This window comes from Parageobacillus sp. VR-IP (assembly GCF_013357975.1).
Classification (GTDB): domain Bacteria; phylum Bacillota; class Bacilli; order Bacillales; family Anoxybacillaceae; genus Saccharococcus; species Saccharococcus caldoxylosilyticus.
The window spans coordinates 280860-299383 of sequence record NZ_JABVYQ010000001.1 but is presented as its reverse complement, the minus strand read 5'-3'; the positions used below and the strand labels follow the sequence as shown (position 1 = coordinate 299383).

The 18524-nt window shown below is 37.8% G+C and carries 12 protein-coding genes and 4 pseudogenes; 8 read left to right on the top strand and 8 right to left on the bottom strand.

All coding sequences use genetic code 11. The features are described 5' to 3' along the window. Positions 1 to 22: 22 nt before the first annotated feature. The gene (locus HT574_RS01645) at positions 23 to 478 is read right to left on the bottom strand and encodes an OsmC family protein (RefSeq protein ID WP_026078556.1); all 456 of its coding nucleotides are present in this window, start codon (positions 476 to 478) and stop codon (positions 23 to 25) included. Between the two features lie 871 nt (positions 479 to 1349). Between HT574_RS01645 and HT574_RS01640 the strand changes: the two genes are divergently transcribed. Next, positions 1350 to 2324 (top strand): L-lactate dehydrogenase, encoded by a 975-nt coding sequence (locus HT574_RS01640; RefSeq protein WP_175243237.1) that lies wholly within the window; start codon positions 1350 to 1352, stop codon positions 2322 to 2324. Positions 2325 to 2363: 39 nt separating this feature from the next. Beyond that, the gene (locus HT574_RS01635; protein WP_175243236.1) at positions 2364 to 3377 is read left to right on the top strand and encodes a PTS sugar transporter subunit IIC; all 1014 of its coding nucleotides are present in this window, start codon (positions 2364 to 2366) and stop codon (positions 3375 to 3377) included. A 740-nt stretch (positions 3378 to 4117) separates the two neighbouring features. Here HT574_RS01635 and HT574_RS01630 read toward each other — a convergent pair. Together HT574_RS01630 and HT574_RS01625 are read right to left on the bottom strand one after the other, a co-directional pair. Continuing rightward, positions 4118 to 4963, bottom strand: a complete 846-nt coding sequence (locus HT574_RS01630; protein ID WP_175243235.1) for an aldo/keto reductase — start codon at positions 4961 to 4963, stop codon at positions 4118 to 4120. A gap of 208 nt (positions 4964 to 5171) precedes the next feature. Beyond that, complete coding sequence (locus HT574_RS01625) at positions 5172 to 6377, bottom strand: MFS transporter (protein ID WP_175243234.1); 1206 nt, start codon at positions 6375 to 6377, stop codon at positions 5172 to 5174. 192 nt (positions 6378 to 6569) lie between these two features. On the opposite strand from HT574_RS01625, the gene HT574_RS01620 reads away from it, so the two are divergent. Beyond that, positions 6570 to 6941 carry a winged helix-turn-helix transcriptional regulator gene (locus tag HT574_RS01620; RefSeq protein ID WP_175243233.1) on the top strand — a complete coding sequence of 124 codons (372 nt, stop codon included), beginning with the start codon at positions 6570 to 6572 and terminating at the stop codon, positions 6939 to 6941. A 151-nt stretch (positions 6942 to 7092) separates the two neighbouring features. Here the strand turns inward: HT574_RS01620 and HT574_RS01615 are convergent, their stop codons facing one another. Further along, positions 7093 to 7311, bottom strand: a complete 219-nt coding sequence (locus HT574_RS01615; RefSeq protein WP_175243232.1) for a transposase — start codon at positions 7309 to 7311, stop codon at positions 7093 to 7095. A gap of 558 nt (positions 7312 to 7869) precedes the next feature. After that, entirely contained in the window at positions 7870 to 8640 is a 771-nt protein-coding gene (locus tag HT574_RS01610; RefSeq protein WP_175243231.1) for an ISL3 family transposase, read from the bottom strand. Positions 8641 to 8735: 95 nt separating this feature from the next. On the opposite strand from HT574_RS01610, the pseudogene HT574_RS01605 reads away from it, so the two are divergent. The 5 genes and pseudogenes from HT574_RS01605 to istB all read left to right on the top strand — a co-directional run. Then, a pseudogene (locus HT574_RS01605) lies at positions 8736 to 9039 on the top strand (transposase); the annotation flags it as partial. A gap of 773 nt (positions 9040 to 9812) precedes the next feature. Then, positions 9813 to 10367, top strand: coding sequence for a hypothetical protein (locus HT574_RS01600; protein ID WP_254698543.1), 555 nt, complete (start codon positions 9813 to 9815; stop codon positions 10365 to 10367). A 97-nt stretch (positions 10368 to 10464) separates the two neighbouring features. Beyond that, positions 10465 to 11457: a S8 family peptidase gene (locus HT574_RS01595; RefSeq protein WP_309138278.1), complete on the top strand. Its 993-nt coding sequence runs from the start codon at positions 10465 to 10467 to the stop codon at positions 11455 to 11457. A 486-nt stretch (positions 11458 to 11943) separates the two neighbouring features. Further along, a pseudogene (gene istA / locus HT574_RS01590) lies at positions 11944 to 13456 on the top strand (IS21 family transposase). Next, positions 13457 to 14184 (top strand): annotated as a pseudogene (gene istB / locus HT574_RS01585) (IS21-like element helper ATPase IstB). A 607-nt stretch (positions 14185 to 14791) separates the two neighbouring features. On the opposite strand, the gene HT574_RS01580 reads toward istB, so the two are convergent. The 3 genes and pseudogenes from HT574_RS01580 to HT574_RS20390 all read right to left on the bottom strand — a co-directional run. Then, positions 14792 to 16477 carry a ribulokinase gene (locus HT574_RS01580; RefSeq protein ID WP_175243230.1) on the bottom strand — a complete coding sequence of 562 codons (1686 nt, stop codon included), beginning with the start codon at positions 16475 to 16477 and terminating at the stop codon, positions 14792 to 14794. Positions 16478 to 16525: 48 nt separating this feature from the next. Continuing rightward, positions 16526 to 18337, bottom strand: coding sequence for an L-fucose isomerase (locus HT574_RS01575; protein WP_309138263.1), 1812 nt, complete (start codon positions 18335 to 18337; stop codon positions 16526 to 16528). Positions 18338 to 18379: 42 nt separating this feature from the next. Continuing rightward, positions 18380 to 18475, bottom strand: a pseudogene (locus HT574_RS20390) (RbsD/FucU domain-containing protein); the annotation flags it as partial. Positions 18476 to 18524 lie beyond the last annotated feature (49 nt).

The window sequence follows — 18524 nt, the reverse complement described above, 5'->3', positions numbered from 1 at the left end:
TTTTCCCTCTTTACTTTTCTGTTCATTCATTTGGTGAAATACGTATATCCGCTTCTAATTTCACCTCGACATTTCCTTTTATCGCTCTTGATATCATGCAGCTTTTTTCTGCTTTTTCCGTAAGAAGCGCCGCTTTTTGGACATCTTTGTCCGTCGCTCCAGCAGACAATGTAATCGCAGGACGATGAATGATCGTTTTGTACGTGACCACACCCCGCTCTACCTCCACAATTCCTTCCGATTCCATTGTGAGTTCATCGACCGGAATGGAAGAACGTTCTAACATCGCCGCAAGCGTGATTAAATAACATGTTGCTGCTGCACCTAACAACATTTCATCTGGGTTTGTTCCAATTCCCGGACCATCCATTTCTGATGGAACGGATACTTTCGTCTTCAACTGACCAGCGTCAATAAAGCCGTTGCCATTTCTTCCACCAGCCCATTCCGCTTTTAAATGAAAATGATGTTGTTCCATTACACTCCCCCCGCTTCGCGAAAAATCATCCATTTTATCCGAAAACGTCACATGACAATCCATCGTCTGCTTTTTCATGACGGAACACCATATTTATTTTACAATAAACACCTCGTTTTGGTAACGAACAAAATCTAATAACGTTCCCCAGTCAGTAAGCACTCTTGCCTATTGTAGTAAAATTTTTTTCGCATGGTAGAATAACCACTTTTCCATAACCATTCTATTTATATAGCCAGTCCTTATACAGACTAATGATGAAAAGAAACATAAAAACGATGTCATTACATATTTATTGCAAGACATAATGCATACATCCATCAGCTCGCCATAAAAGAAAAGCTGATTGGCAGAGGAATTGCTGTTTCCCATCAATCAGATATACAATGGCAGTATTGAAGTTTAGGGCTTTCTTTAAAGATTCATCCAAAATCCATTTTGTCCGCCCCAATCTACATCAATCGTTTTGTTCACAGCACCCACTTCAACCATTAAATTTTATCTTCTTCATCTTAACTGAATTTTATTGGGTTCCAATATTCCATGTGCTTTTAGCTCTTGTATTTTAAAACATCCTACCAATGATGAAAAAGAGAATACAAATCGAGATAAAGAAGCAAGAGGCCATTTTATATAAACTAATTTTCGGCATGATAAAATTTTTATAATATAATCATATTAATATTAAAAATATGCTTTTTTTATTCAAATTTTATTCAAATTGTAAGCGCTATATATCATTGAAATTTAGTTTTAATAACTTTAAAATGATAATGTGAGATTATTCACAAATAATTATCAAACAAAAATATTTTTGGAGCATTATGTGAAATATTTCACAAAAACAGAAATTTTCTAAGGAGTGACCGAGATGGGAAAAACAACAAGAAAAGTGGCGATCATCGGTACAGGTCTAGTAGGTTCAAGCGCAGCTTACTCAATCATTAATCAAGGAATCTGTGAAGAATTATTAATGGTCGATATCAACAAGGAACGCGCTATAGGCGAAGCCTTAGATTTATCACATTGCATTGATTTTACAACTTCAAGAACAAAAGTTCGTCCTGCATCATACAACGACTTAGAAGATGTCGATGTGGCTATTATTACTGCCGGCCCACCGCCAAAGCCGGGACAAACTCGCCTAGATACACTTGGAATTGGCGCTAAAATTATGGAAGATATCATTCCACAAATTATGGAGAGCGGTTTTAATGGCATTTTCTTAATAGCTTCCAACCCAGTTGATATTATCACATATCATGTTTGGAAACTATCCGGCTTACCAAGAAATAAAGTGATTGGAACAGGCACTTCGTTAGATTCTTCGAGATTAAAAACCTTTTTATCCGAAATTTTAGATGTCGATCCAAGAAGTATTAACGGCTACATGATGGGTGAACACGGTGATTCGCAATTTGCGGTCTGGTCTCACACTTACGTAGGTGGCAAGCCACTTCTAGAAATTTTAGAGGAACGAAAAGAAGAACTTGGTGAAATCGATTTAGATCAAATTGTCAAGAAAGTTAGAAAAGTAGGTTTTGAGATTTTAAAAAGAAAAGGGACCACTTACTACGGTATCGGAAATGCATTAGCTTTTATTACAAAATCGATTTTCAATGACGACCATAAAATCATCGCCCTATCTTGCGTGTTGGATGGGGAGTACGGTGAAAGAAATATTTGCACAGGCGTTCCTGCCGTTATTACTCGCGAAGGAATTAAAGAAATTGTCGAGCTTCGCTTAACGGAAGAAGAGAAAGCAAAGTTCAGACAATCCAATGCTATATTGCGAAAATACATGGAAAGCATCGGCTATAAACAAGAGGCTTTATCCATTGTGTAAGTTGCTTTGTGAAAAACTTCTGGAAAGAAGGAGTTTCTTATGAAAGTGTATGTGATGCCAAGAATTTTTAAAGCTTCAACAGGAATTGCACAAGGAATTTTTGTTACGCTCGGTATTGGTTTACTTATTAAAAACATAGGAACAAACTTTGGAATTGATGCACTTGAACAAATTGGTACGATTTCGATTAGTCTGATGGCACCAGCAATCGGTGCGGGAATTGCCTTAATGCTGGGTGCAAACGCCCTTGTCATCTTCTCGGCAATGATTGCAGCAGCAGTCGGGGCAGGTGCATTAAGCATTACAGATGCAGGTGTTCTCATTAAATCAGGAGAACCAATTGGAGCACTGCTGACGGCTACGATTGCAACTTATGTAGGCAAACGAATAAGCGGAAAAACAGCTCTCGATATGATGATTGTTCCATTAGGAACCATGTTAATAGCTGGATTGGCCGGGGTATGGTTATCACATGTAATCGCTCCTGTTTTAACAATGGCAGGCGAGATGATTAAATCATCAACTGCAGGTAACCCACTGCTTTCGTCTATCGTTTTAGCTGTCGTTTGGGGATTGTTCTTAATCTCACCGGCATCATCCGTGGCATTAGCGATGGCCTTAGATTTAAACGGCATTGCAGGAGGAGCAGCTTTAGCAGGCTGTGTGGCGCACTTCATCGGATTCTCTATCATATCTTGGAAAGAAAATCAACTTGGCGGGATTTTGGCCCAAGGTGTATGTACTCCTAAAGTACAATTACCTAACATTACAAAAAACCCATACATCTTACTGCCAACAGTAGTTGCCAGTGCGATTGTTGGGCCAATCTCCGCGTTAGTCTTCAAAATTGAAGCAGGAAAAGAGATTGCAGGTATGGGATTAAGCTCTTTTGTAGCTCCGTTACAACTGTTAACAACATATGATGCTGGATTTATTGTTCCAGCAATGCTCGTCACTTACGTACTTGTGCCAGGTGCAATCTCATATGCAATCTATTATATCCTTAAAAAGGCTGGAAAAATTAAAGAAAATGACTTAAGATTGCCGAACTAATATAAAACAGAAGGTGTCCCAAATCGGGACACCTTCTTTCTGTTTCTGATGGAGCATACCGAAATGGCGAACAGTGCCAGCCAAATTCAATATTTTAACGCAACGTTCACCGCAAAAACATACCGTAAAAAAACACAAAACCCGAACTCCACATTTGAGTTCGGGTTTCTTTATGATGATTCCGACTGGGCTCGAACCAGCGACCTCCACCCTGTCAAGATGAAACAGGAGATTTTATGAATTTTACTTAAGAAAGATAAGACCTTTTTACATTCGAAAAATGTTGATATATCAAGGTTTCCCTAATTTCAACATTCACTAGGTTATACCGAATTTATCGAATGGCACCATTTTGGGCACCAAATTTGGCACCAGAATGACACTAACAAAAAATCCTCTAAAGGTTGATGTGACAGGCTTTCTAAGCACATTAAAAATACTGGAGGGCTTAATAAGATGGATTCTACTAACCGTAAGGAAATTCTTGAATATCTTATTGGATTAATTCGACATGAGAAATATCAGATCGAAAGAGAATCGAAATAGGTTCCTGAGTTAGCTGATTATTAACTGCCCTTTTTTAGCCATAAAAATTCCCTTCCCAGATAGACTCCTAAGAACATCATATCAAATGTTCTCTTTTTTACTTTCTACCTGTAGGGGATAATACCAAGCCTCATCTTTCTTTTTTATAAAAAAGATATAGATGTTGGAATATATCCATACCCGTCTGCTTTCTATTAAAAGTCAAAATTATCTGGGTCTGGACCGACTCGATGATTCTGATTCAGGCCATCAATCCGCTCCATATCTTCTTCCGTTAACTCAAAATCAAATACCGATGCGTTTTCAACAATGCGATGTTCTTTTGTAGTTTTTGGAATGGTTACAACGCCGTTTTGTAAGTCCCAACGTAAAACGACTTGAGCAACAGATTTGTTATACTTATTTGCGATCTCTTGTAGAACCTCATTATCTAGTAATTGACCCTGCATTAATGGAGACCAAGCTTCTAGCTGAATTCCATGTTTCTGACAAAACGACTGAAGTTCTTTTTGGGTTAAACGTGGATGGTATTCCACTTGGTTCACCATTGGTTTAATTTCTGCTTCTTTCATCAAGTCTTCAAGATGATGGATTTGAAAATTACTTACTCCAATAGCTTTTACTCGTCCTTCTTTATAAAGAGTCTCTAATGCTCTCCATGCATCTTTATACTTACCTTTTACAGGCCAGTGAATAAGGTATAAATCTAGATACTCTAAACCAAGTTTATTTAAGCTCGTTTCATAGGCTGCGATTGTAGATTCGTATCCTAAATCGGTATTCCAAACTTTCGATGTCACAAATAGATCTTCCCTAGAAATACCAGCTTCTTTCATTCCTTCACGAATACCTTGTCCGACTCCCACTTCATTTCCATAAATAGCTGCTGTATCAACACTGCGATAACCATATTTAATGGCTGTTTTCACAGCATTAACTAACTCGGGACCTTCTTCTACTTTAAACACCCCGATACCAAACCAGGGCATTTTTACACCGTTATGCAGAGTAGTTGTATCTTGTAAATTTTTTGCGACCATAAATTGACCTCCTAATTGTTATGAATTGAAATTGGATTCGAACTGTATTGCTGTCTACGTAAGTATCTGTCACCTCCCTTCAAACAACATTTCATAATTTTGGTTTATCGATTAAATTTTACCGACAAAGAAAGCAAGCATAGTTGATAGCCATTGCATTCTGTAAACGTATGTTGAAAGATCGGGTTTTTCGAATTTCTTTCCTTCTTTATCTAAATTCTACGCTACACTTTTTTTGATCTTTTCGCTCTAGGGCTCGACTCCAATCTGTTAAGATAACAGCTCCTAGAACCATTAATGCTCCTATCCACGGTGTATGAATAAGCCCAATCGAATCGGTGATTACACCACCCAGGTAGGATCCAATTGCGATTCCAGCGTTAAATGCTGCAATATTAATCGCAGAAGCCACATCTACTGCACTCGGTACAAAACGCTCAGCTAGCATTACTACATATACTTGCAGTCCCGGCACGTTCATAAAAGCTAACAATCCCATTAAGATGATCGTAATTAATGCAGCTACTTTAAATGGAACCGTGAATGTTAAGATACAGAGCACAATGGCTTGCACAATAAACATATAAAATAATGCACCAATCGGATTTTGATTAGACAACTTTCCACCCATCACGTTACCAATCGCAATGGCAACTCCATAGATAAGTAGAATAACAGCAACTGTCTTCTCATTAAATCCAGTGATATCTTGAAGAAGTGGAGATAAATACGTAAAGACAACGAATGTACCTCCATATCCTAAAGCCGTAATAATAAATAAAAGTAATAAACGACCATTTGTCAAAAGTTTGAACTGATCGCCAAATGTAGTACGAGCACCTTTTCGTAAATTCGATGGAACAAGAATACTGTTAGCGATGAAAGCAATAATGCCGACAACAACAATAAATATAAAAGCAAGCCTCCAGCCGAACTGCTGCCCAATGAATGTGCCAAAAGGTACACCCGTAATAGTTGCTACGGTGAGACCTGTGAACATAATGGAAATAGCACTAGCTCTGCGATTTTCTGGTACTAAACTTGCTGCGATAGTGGATCCAATTGACATAAACACCCCATGTGAAAAGGCTGAAAGCACACGAGCAACTAGCAAAACACCTATACTAGTAGCACTAACAGCAATGCTATTACCAATAATAAAAATAATCATAATCCAAAGTAATAAAGATTTACGTGACATATTAGACGTCACAGACGTCAGGATAGGTGCTCCAAAGGTTACCCCTAAAGCATATAAGGAAACTGTTAACCCCGCCGTTGAAACAGAAACTTGTAAATCTTGAGATATAAGTGGTAATAGTCCTACACTAATAAATTCTGTTGTCCCAATGGCAAATGCACTCACTGCTAATGCCAGCAATGCCAATGTACTTCGTTTTTTATCTAAAGTCATTTTTTCGCCTCCTAATCATTGTTTCAATCTCTGCAAACAAACTATATAAATAAAAGAGGATGGTTAAAACCGGCCGGCAAATGTTATTATGATATATATAATTCACTTAGGAAAGTACGTACTTTTAAGTAATATAGATACTTAAAAGTGCTATAGATACTTTTTAGTACCTATTGATTAGGAGGAAGAAATATGCAGAAAAAGAAGTACAATATTCCCGTTGAAGCAACACTAGAAGTGATAGGTGGAAAATGGAAATGCGTGATCCTTTGCCATCTAACACACGGTAAAAAACGTACAAGTGAGCTAAAACGTCTTATGCCCGGCATTGCACAAAAAATGTTAACTCAACAATTACGTGAGTTAGAAGAGGATGGAATCATTAATCGTATTGTTTATAACCAAGTTCCTCCAAAAGTGGAATATGAACTTAGTGAATATGGGTGGAGTTTAAAAGATATTTTAGACTCTTTATGTGCATGGGGAGAAAAACATATTACCAAGGTATACGGTGATAAATTTGCTGTGTTAGAAGATAGCGTTTTAAATGATAATCTGAAATAACGTACATTGAATAGATGGAACTCTTTCATTCAGTAAATCTTAAATCATCGTATTGGTGTAATCAACGGAGATAAAATTGGTTCTCCCGCAATTTTGATGAAGAAGTCGAGGATAGATTTATGTGGTTCACTAATATTTTTGTAGAAAAGTATTAAACGAATTGGTAAAGGACTTTTTTGCTCAGTAAATCGAACTTGGCTCGCCCATACATTTGCCGTTTGATGACCTTTAGCCGGTTTACTTGTCCCTCTACAATGCCGTTGTTCCAAGAGTAGGATAATGCGTGTTTGACCGATTCTATATCAGATCGTATGTATGTGATAATTTGTTGTATTTCATGTATCTTACTGTCTTGCGCTGTAGGAGCCATTCCTGAAGTGCTTGTTCATTCTTTTGTTCGTTCATCAGCTTCTGGAAGGCTTGAATAACGGATTTTAGCCGATGCAAAGCTTCATGTTGTTCAAATAACTTGTCAAAGACGATTTGTTCCTCCTGTGTAGGGAGAAGTTGGGACCACAAGTATGCTTGCAGTTTATATCTAGAAATACGAATCTTGTTTGTGTTTTTTTCATTCATTTCCCTTTTTCTTAGCCTTGCAATAAGTCCTTTAATGTAGAGAATGACTTATCATATCCCTGCTTTTGTATCACAGAAAAGATATGCTGGACCGTTGCCTTTGCTTGCAGAAGCTCTAGGATTTCCGAACGGTAGGGATCGGCACTATGCCTGCCGCGCCATGTATGTTTTGGGGGCTTTTTCATCTGTAAGTATTTGGCTAATGTTTTTCTATCTATGCAAAACTCCCTTATGATGTCTGCTTTACGTTGACCTTCCTTATACCGTAGGTGTACTTGCTGAATCAGCTCCCATTTTCTCTTCTCACTAGCGGTGAGAGGATGGTACTTTTGTCTAGAAGGTCTGTGACCATCTAACTCTGCAACACCAATAGAAATATGGCGAGGAAAGCTTTTTTTAAAAACTGCTCCACCTTTTGCGTTAAATTGTGAAAGAGATGCCAACGGTCTGTAATTTGTACTGCGTGAGGACATCCTTCACGAATTCCTTTTGCGTATTCTGTGGAACCGTCACGAGTGACAACTTGAATAGAAGGATATTTTCGCAGCCAGTTAGACACCTCTTGTACTGTTCGATTTTCCAATAACACAATCGGCTTTTGGGTTTGTAAGTCACAAACGATACTTCCGTATCGTTGCCCTTTTTTCATCGCCCAGTCGTCAATTCCAATGATAATAGGTTGTGTGATGGGAGGTATTTCTTCCTTACGAATCAAATACAGAAAACTATCTGCACTTGCAGGAATCCCATACTGTTTCGAAACTTTACTTGCAGTTTCTGCACTTAGGGAAAAGGCAAGATGTTTGAGAAAGGTGGTCAAGCGATTGGTACGTCTAGCATAAGGAGGCCACCAATCGGAAGGTCGCTCCGTAAAAATGCGTTGTGAACATGCAGAATGATCACAAAAGAATTTCCTTGCACGCACATGCAGAAAGACTTGTAACGATAAAATAGTTATATCCTGAATCACACGCCAGTATCGACTGTGAACATAGGAAGAAGGCATGTTACATGATGGACAAAGATTAGATTTTTGTTGAGATTGGATATACAACTTTACGCACGAACGATCAACAGAATAAAACAGCAGCTTCCAATCCTTATAGAATGTTTGCAGTTCCAAAATAAAACCTCCCATGGTAATAGTTTATTACTATAATGACCACGAGAGGCATTCACCAAAATTGCGGGAGAACCATTTTATCATCAGCTTTAACAGGGGATGCCGCGTATGACAGCGAAAAGGTTCGACAAACAGTCGAACAAGCAGGAATCCTATTCCTTTCCCCCATCAACCGCCGCAATAGCGAGGAACGGAAAGATGCCTATGGCCGGGTTCTTCCTGTCTTGTTGAAAACGAGATTTGGCCAATGGCTGTTTGGGCTTCGCGGCGGGATTGAACGGGTATTTAACGAGTTAAAGAGCGATGGGGTGGAACAACCCCCGATGATATGGATTTCATCGATATTTACTGCATGTGTTATGCTGTATCCTTATGCATAACTTCAAGTTTTTACTCTAGTTTTGCAACACCATCAGTTAATGAGTGAACAACTTGAACTTATTATATTAGTTATTACAATCTTCATGTTTTTCCCTCTTCTTGTTGTTAAATCAACACAATGAAAATCAAATCCCTCTCAGATCGGGTTCCGGAACAGTGTATCAAATGTGTTTCTTTTATTGTCTATTTGTAGGGAGATAAAATACTGTTAATATGTTACTTTTTTACTATTAATTCATAAAGCCGTTTTGAACCAATATATACTACATGGATAGATAAATACATAAGGAACAAAAATAAGGAAACATAAAGACGACCTTTATCTGTCATTACAATTTCATTAGACACAAGAGAATAAATCAAAACATAAAAATAGAAAAAGGCAAGCATCAGAAGCGCTTCAGAAAGAAAACCTAGAATTCCTTTCGAGCGGTTCAAGATTATAGAAAAAATCGTATCTACCACCCCTGTTATGACTAAAGCAGTTAGGAAAAATTTCAGTATAATTTTGATAGACGAAAAGGTTCCGAACGAATTAATACGGACATCGGTTGTCAACGAAATAAGATGCATGACTGAATAAAAAAGTAGGAAAGGCAATGAGATAATAGCTAAGCACATGAAGGACACAACGGTTATTGCAAAGATGTGATCTGAAACAGAATATTTATTTCTTTTTTTTTTCATATCCAAAATTCACCTTTTTTGTAAATTTATATATTGGATAATAGAATTTTATGTGGTAATATAATACATGGAATAAAATACCATAAATTTGAGGAGGTTTCAATATGAAAAAGAAAACTTTAATGAAAACAGTAATTTTTGCAGCTTCATTTTCTGTTTTATGTACTACTTTCACACCTCTCTCATCCGCTTTTGCAGCTGAAAATGATAATACAGCAGTAGTTAATAATCAGGTAACAAACGAAACACCTGAATCTCTACTAGAATATATAGAAATTGAAGGAGCCCCTAGTACTGTAGAAGATACTAGAGACTTTATTCGGTATGCTGCGACTACAGAGGAATTTCAAAGCTATATCGGTGAAGAAATAGCTCAAGACGATGTAGCTCATGCTTCGGGAGTCGTAGGCGGAACACTAAAAGCTATTAAAGCATTTGGTTGGATTTGTAGAGTTGGTGGAAAAACTCTAAAATATGCTCTTAAACCTCTATCTCCTTCTAAAGCAAAATTAATTGATCAATATGCTAGAAAAATAGCCTATGCAACTGAAAGATTAGAGTCGGGAACAAAATCAGCATTAATTTCAGCGTTAAAGAAAGCAGGGGTTCCTGGTAAAACTGCTGATGCTTTAGCGGAAATTATTTTATGGCTAGTGTAAATAAAAATAAAATTAAAGTTAAATTAAAGATGACTCAGATGTTAAGAATAATTTGGGTCATCTCCTTTTTTTGATATTCAATAATACTTAATAATTAATAAAGGGGGTTAAGACCATACTAAAGAAAAATTTTCCAAGAGCTCTGTTATTAACAATCATTTTATTAATTTTCTTCTTTTTATTAAATAACTTCAAAAGCCATGATAATCCGCTAAAAAAAGAAGTTGGTAATTTAAAAATAAAGCAAAGAGAAGATGGTGATTTAAATTATAAGCAAACTATTACGTGGGGAGTTAAAGACACAGTAATTAACAAAATAAATAGTAATACAAAAGATATAATTAAGGTTGCAATTCTAGATAGTGGTATCAACAAAAATCATCCAGATTTAAAAGGACAAGTTGTTAAAGAATTCAATGCAATAAATCCTCAGGAACCAGTAATAGATAAGTTAAATCATGGAACAGCTGTGGCAGGAATCATTGCTGCTAAGGATAATTCTATTGGTATCAAAGGAGTTGCTCCAAACGTAAAAATATATTCAGTGAAGGTTCTGAACGATGATGGAGAGGGTACTATAGATAATATTATTAGAGGTATTAACTGGTGTATTGATCAAAAAGTTGATATTATGAACATTAGTTTTGGGTTTAAATCTAATAATCCAAAATTGAAATCAATTATTGACGAGGCAAGGAATTCAGGAATTATTATTGTGGCATCAAGTGGGAATAACTATATTAGAGAGGTTGATTATCCGGCTAGATATGAAAATGTTATTTCAGTTGGCTCTATTAATAAGGAACATCAAAGAGTTAGGTTTTCTCCTAGAGGAAAAATCGATTTTGTTGCTCCTGGTAGAGGGATATTATCTACAAACAATAAAAATGGTTATTCACTATTTGAGGGAACATCTTATTCAGCTGCTTTTATAACTGGTTTAATTGCTTTATATATGACTGACAATCCAGAATACAAATTATACAAAAATCAAGATGAACTAATTAGATTATTACAGGATAAATCTTTGGATCTCGGTGTTAAAGGAAAAGATAATGTATATGGATACGGACTTTTACAATTTAAATAATTGGGTGTAAACGAGTAAATTTCATTACAAAATTGAATAAAAGTTTCGTCTTTGCAATTCATTAAGAACATCGAGTCGTTCATTTGTTTTACTAAACTGATAGACGGGCTGTTATTTGAATGAGCCCGTCCTTACAAATAAGGATAGTTTTTTATTGATACAGTAAATGATCTTCAATACCTTAGAAATATGTTAAAAAATTATGTTAACAAGAACAATGAAGAATATATAAATGAGTTTAAAGCACATATTGAGAAAATTAAAAACAAAAGAAAAACGTCGTTATGATCCTGCCGTGTTTAGGCAGTTTTTCTATAAAACTAAAAAATCCCCCACCTGTTTGTGGCAATTATTAATGTAGTGTATGGCAATTAATTTATGTAGGCCCCAGCGGCCATACATAAATAAAAAAACCACTTGCCAACATTCCCTAAATACCATACCCTCCTAGTTGGGCAACTTGTTCAACGGGAGGTAATTAGGGAGATGTTAGCAGTGGCTGAAATAGATTATATCAGATATGGGGCGAATCAAAAAGGACGTTCATACTTCAGATATTGCCAAAAGAACGAATCATGATCCTAGAGCGATTAAGAAGTATGCAGAGATGGAGGACTTTAGCCCAACGAAAAGAAAACAAAACCGGAAAGCTAGAGTAATGGATCCAGTGAAACCTATCTTATATCTTAGATAAGTGGATTCAAGAGGACTTAACGAAAAAGAAAAAGTTTAGAAAACTGCAAAAATAATGTATGAAATGTTAAAAGAACAATTTGATTTCAAAGGGCCAGATCGTTCCGTTCGACTTTATGTAGCTAAACGGAAAAAAGAGTTACAGGAACAGAGTGAATCAGCAGCTCTTCCTTTAGAAACCAAGCCGACGACAGCACAAGTAAATTTTGGAGAAGCCCCTTTCGTCTACAAAGGGGAACGTGTCATTCTTCCTTTTTTAGCTCTTTCGTTTCCGTACAGCAATGGCTTTTATTTTCAAGTCATGCCTTCTCAAAACAGAGAATGCTTTTTGGAAGGATTAAAACGAATGTTTCATTACATGGGCAGAGTACCGAAGGTGATCCGTTTCGACAATTTATCACCTGCGGTGAAAAAGATCCTGCCTAATGGAGAAAGAGAACTGACAGAGGAATTTCAACGGTTTGTTTTACATTACGCGGGTTTGAATGTGAATTTTGTAATCCAGCAAGTGGAAATGAAAAAGGGCACGTGGAAGCAAAAGAGAATTACATTCGGAATAACTCTCTTCTTCCAGAATTAACGATATATGATTTGGAGCCTTGAATGACTCCTTATGGGAAAAGTGTGAAAGAGACTGGCAGAGGCCCCATTATCAAAAAGGAAAAACGATTGCCGAATTGTTTGAGGAAGAGAAGGAATGCTTTCTACAGTTGCCGGCAAAAGAATACGAATGTGTTCGGTATGAACAAGTTAGGGCGGATAAATATGGCTACATCCGGGTAGAGAATAAACTTTATTCCACTTCTCCCCGTTTTGCCAAACAAATGGTTTTGGCAAAAATCTCATATCAAGAGATTGAGATTTTGACAGAGGACTATGAACTCATCGTGAAACATGAGCGTTTGTATGGAACAAAGCAAAAATCGATGAAATGACTACCTTACCTTATCCTGATGGCTAAAAGGCCAAATGCATTAAAGTATACGGATTTTTACGAGAAAATTCCTTCAGAATGGCAAGATTATTTTTCACATTGTACCATTCAGGAAAAACAAAAAACGTTACAATTACTGACCGTTTTACTAAAAGAGCACGATTTTGAATTTCCACGCAAGCCTTACGGCTCGCTTCGCAATATGGGCATCCGAGTGTAGATTCCATTAAGCAAGTATTCTATCAGTTAATCAATGGAAGAGGGATAAGGGAACCCATCCAGCCAAAAATAAGCGTTCCCACTATGCCTGAAGCCTCTAGAGGACTTAGTCATTATGATCGATTTTTCGAATCCACTGAAGGTGAAAGATAAGTGGAAACGCAAATTAAAGAGTATGCCAAAAAACTAAAACTAAGTTGGATCCCAGCGAATTATCAAACGATTCAAGCAGAAACACATGAGGAATATTTACTGAAGCTGTTTGAGCACGAAGTGCAACACCGAGAGGAAAGAAGAATCAATTTATTACTGAAACAAGCAATATTACCAAAAATTCCGGATAAGCCTTTTGATTGGAAGGATATTCAGTTAGCCCCAGGCATGACAAGGGAATATATCCTTCAAGGCGATTTTATCGAAAACCAAGAAAACCTTATTTTTTATGGTGGAGTCGGAACGGGAAAGACGTTCCTTTCCACTCTCATTTCCATGAATACCATTAAGAAAAAGGGAAAGAAGTTGAAGTTTTACACTGCAGCTGCGCTAGTGAATGCGTTATTAGAAACAAATGACAAGGGATCACTAGGCAAATTTTTCAAACAAATCGAGAAATTAGACCTCTTGGTTATAGACGAATTGGGCTACATCCCATTGCATAAACAAGGAGCAGAATTGTTATTTCAAATCATTTCCATGTGTTATGAAGCTAAAAGTATCATCGTAACGTAACGACAAATTTACAATTTAGGCAATGGAATAATGTATTTGGTGATCCAATATTAACAGAAGCAGTGATTGATCGATTGATACATCACTCCCATTTAATCATTTTTAAAGGCGATAGTCATCGCTATAAAGATTCAATCTCACTCAACCAATGAAGGAATTTGGCAAGTGGCATTTTTAATTGCCATTTCATGCATTTTTTACTTGCCGAAAACATCCATATCGCCTCATAATCCGTAAGTTAGCAAGAAATTCATGCTCTATGTTTTTTGTGAATTATCTTCGTACCAGAACCCCTTTGTTTAACTATCCTGCCCGTTTGTAATAGGAAGGAAAAAATAAATACAAGAGCCTCCTACCGAAAAGTTTTTGTCAGGAGTCATTTTATGTAATCACTACCCCAATAACAGCCGTTCAAAATTCTCCAAACATACAGTCGTTTTCAAGAAAAATTTAACGGCCTTTCCCTGATTGAATATCAAGAAAAGACCGCAATAAACTCTTTTTTTCATTGTCTACTTGACAGGGTTATGTGCAAAATCGCCCCCTTTTTACTCAACATTAGTCTTATCTGATTAAAAAGTCTTCTTCTTTCAAAAGATGCTCTGGATTGCTGCCAATGCTATCACTGTGGAAGTAGTTTCGAATGACACCATCCAATAAATAGTTTGCTATAGATACCATTATAGAAATTTATGATGGTTTCTTTTTTTGCTCCTCTCATTTTCAACAATTGAGTTCCTCGTATGTTTCTATTTCTCTTTACGTTTGTAACACTACCTCCGCACTTAGGCTTCTCATCCTTTTCAAGCTGTGCATGATTGGATACTTTTCACGACCAAAATAATCATGAAGTTCTAGGTAGTACTTATAAAGCTCATCATAAATGCGTACGTGTTCTGGGATCGGAACGAAAGTTTCTTCCTTCACTCTTGCCATGTTTTCAGCTGCTTCGAAGATCGTATCGTAGCCACCATTCTCTTTCCCTGCGGCAACCGCTGCATACATAGCAGCACCAAGAGCTGCCGTTTGTTTCGAATCTGCAATTTTAATTTCCCTATTGGTAATATCTGCATATATTTGCATTAGCAATTTATTTCGTTGCGGAAGACCGCCGCATGCGAAAATTTCATTGACCGCTACCCCTGCTTCTGTAAAGCTTTCGATAATTTTTCTCGTTCCAAACGCGGTTGATTCTAGTAGGGCTCGATAAATTTCTTCTGGTTTCGTCGCTAGTGAAAGACCTACCAGTAAACCAGACAAATTGGCATCTACTAAGACAGAACGATTTCCATTCCACCAGTCGAGGGCGATGAGCCCGGATTGTCCCGGCTTATAAGTAGAGGCTTTTTCCTCTAAAAACTGGTGCACACTTATTCCTGCTTCTTCTGCTTGTTGGATCACATAGCTTGGTACTGCCTGTTCTACATACCAGGCAAAGGAGTCTCCTACCGCTACTTGACCAGTCTCGTAACAGTAGTAACCTGGAATAATGCCGTCTTCTACTACTCCACATATCCCTTCAATCGCTTCTTCTTTATCTGAAATCAACATATGACAAGTAGAAGTTCCCATCGCCATGACCAATTGTCCTGGACGAACGGCCCCAACAGCTGGAACGCCGGCATGAGCGTCAATAATCCCGACCGCTACGGCAATTCCAGGTAAAAGTCCTAAACGTCGTGCCATTTCTTCCGTTAGTTCTCCTGCTTTTTCACCGATCGAACGAACAGATCCACGCATTTTGGTTTCTAAAATATTCTCAAGGCGATCATCTAGCGCTTTAAAAAAAGAGGCCTCTGGATACCCTTTCTCTTTATTCCAAAACGCTTTGTACCCGCACGTATTACTACTGCGAATTAGATTATTAGTTAATCGATACGTCACCCAATCACAGGCTTCCATGAAGAGGTCTGTCTCCTCAAAAATTTCTGGCGCTTCCCTTAAGATTTGGAGGATTTTGGGAAACATCCATTCAGAAGAAACTTTGCCTCCATAACGACTTAAAAATGCCTCTCCTCTTTCTTCTGCTATGCGTGTAATGTAATCTGCTTCCTCTTGCGCTGCATGATGTTTCCATAATTTCACCCAACTATGAGGATTGTTTTCCCATTTTGGATGGAAGCATAATGGATTTCCGTTCTGATCTAAAGGTAAGATAGTGGAAGAGGTGAAATCAATTCCTATTCCAATGACATCTTTTGGATTGATCCTAGCCATACGGATGACTTCAGGAACGGATTGGTAAAGAACATCTAAATAGTCTCTTGGATGTTGTAATGCCCAATCAGTTTCAAGGCGTCTTCCGTTCGGCAATGCTTCATCTAGGACCCCGTGTTCGTACGGAGTGACATGAGTGGCGATTTCTTCGCCAGTTGCCACGTCAACAAGTAACACCCTTCCTGATTCCGTTCCATAATCAACCCCAATTACATATTTTCTTTCCAAACTATTTTCCTCCTTTCTACATATCGTAAAACAACTTTTTATTAAACTTTATTTATATAAAGGACCGTAAGCTTGACAAGCACGATAATCAGCTCCCATTAAGTCTGCCGTTCCAAAAGCACTCCAAGCACTAGGACGGAAGATACGTTCTTCTTCCACGTTATGCATGGAAACCGGAATGCGAAGCATGGATGCAAGAGTAATGAAGTCCCCTCCAATATGTCCATAGCTCAATGCACAATGATTGGATCCCCAATTGTACATGACCGAATAGACATCTTTGAACACGCCTTGCCCTGTTAATTTAGGGACAAACCATGTCGTTGGCCATGTAGGGTTTGTTCTTTCATCTAATGCATCATGAACATCTTGAGGTAATTCAACTGTATATCCTTCTGCAAGTTGAAGAACAGGTCCTAATCCTTCCACAAGATTGATACGTGCCATTGTCACTGGCATTCCACCACGAGTTACGTAATCAGTCGAGAATCCTCCACCGCGGAAGAAGTCAACGGCTGGACACCATTCTGTAGCTTCTAGACATTTCTTCACTTCTTCTTCCGAGATTTCCCAGAATGGTTTCATCGCAGGCTTTCCGTCTTTCTGTTGCTGTCCAGTTCCATCTAAAGCCGCAGGTCCTGAGTTAATCAGATGAATGATTCCGTTTGATGCCATTCCCGTCAATTCCTTACCGGTGACTCGCTTCACCGCTTCGGGACTCCAGTACGTACGAACATCTGCAAAAATTTGAGCAGCATTTGTTAAAAGGTGCCCCAATAACATCGTTACTCCGTTTAAGGTGTCGTTTTCAGTCGAAATGATAAATGGCTCTCGTATCCCATTCCAATCAAAGGATGAAGACAAAATCGCTTCCATAAAATCTCCATTTGGCATAAAGTCAGTCCATGCTCGCTGCCCTTGGAAACCAGCTGCAATCGCATTGTGTCCTAATGCTTCTTCACCGAATCCTTTTTCTGCTAACTTGGGATTCCCGATCATGAGATCTCGTGCAATCAGGGTCATTTTAACGACTGTTTTCCAGTCTTCTTCTTTCTGTTTCGCTGTTCTTCGTAAATGAGGCGGATTGACATCACGGCCTTCTTTACAATGTTTCTTTACCCAAGCAAGTGCTTTTTCAAATTCTTCTTCATCATAAATATTCAATTTCATTCTTCGAATAAATTCACTCATATCCACATATTCGTTTCTCATGCCGAGATAATGTTGGAAAAACTCTTCATTCACAATACAACCTGCTATCCCCATGGAAACAGAACCCATCGAAAGATAAGATTTTCCACGAATGATACTTACTGCTAGGGCTGCTCTAGTAAATTGCAATAACTTCTCTTGTACATCTTCGGGAATCGATGAATCAGTCATTTCTTGTACATTTCGACTATAAATACTAAAAACAGGCAATCCCTTCTGATTGTGGGCTGATGAAGCTGCCGCTAAATACACAGCTCCTGGTCTTTCCGTCCCATTGAATCCCCAAATCGCTTTAATGGTAAGAGGATCTTGATCCATTGTTTCGGTTGGATAACACCAGGAAGGAGTGACAGTGATCGTAATGTCAACCCCTTCCCTCTTGAATTTTTCAGCCGCCTGGGCAGCTTCAGCTACACCCCCAATCGTCGTATCAGCAATGACACATTCAACTGGAGTACCATCCGGATAGCGTACATGTTCTTGCAAAAATGTAGAAACAGCAATTGCCATATTCATCGTTACTTCTTCTAATGATTCACGAATGCCACCTCGACGTCCGTCAATTACCGGACGAATTCCAATTCGTGGAAATTGCCCTACCCATCTTTTATTATTTTGTAATGTTAAAGTTAAGTTACTTGTTTTCACTATTTTTCCTCCTCTACCTTATTTTTTCTATTCCAAATTCTTTTATTGTTGCACTACACCGACTGTTAGCAATACATTCGCATATATCCTTTGCTCCCCCGTCACAATTGCTAACTTTACATTTTCTTCTTTACAAGCTTCATAATAAGCAAGCTGTTTTTAACAAGATTCTTCACCACCGATAATT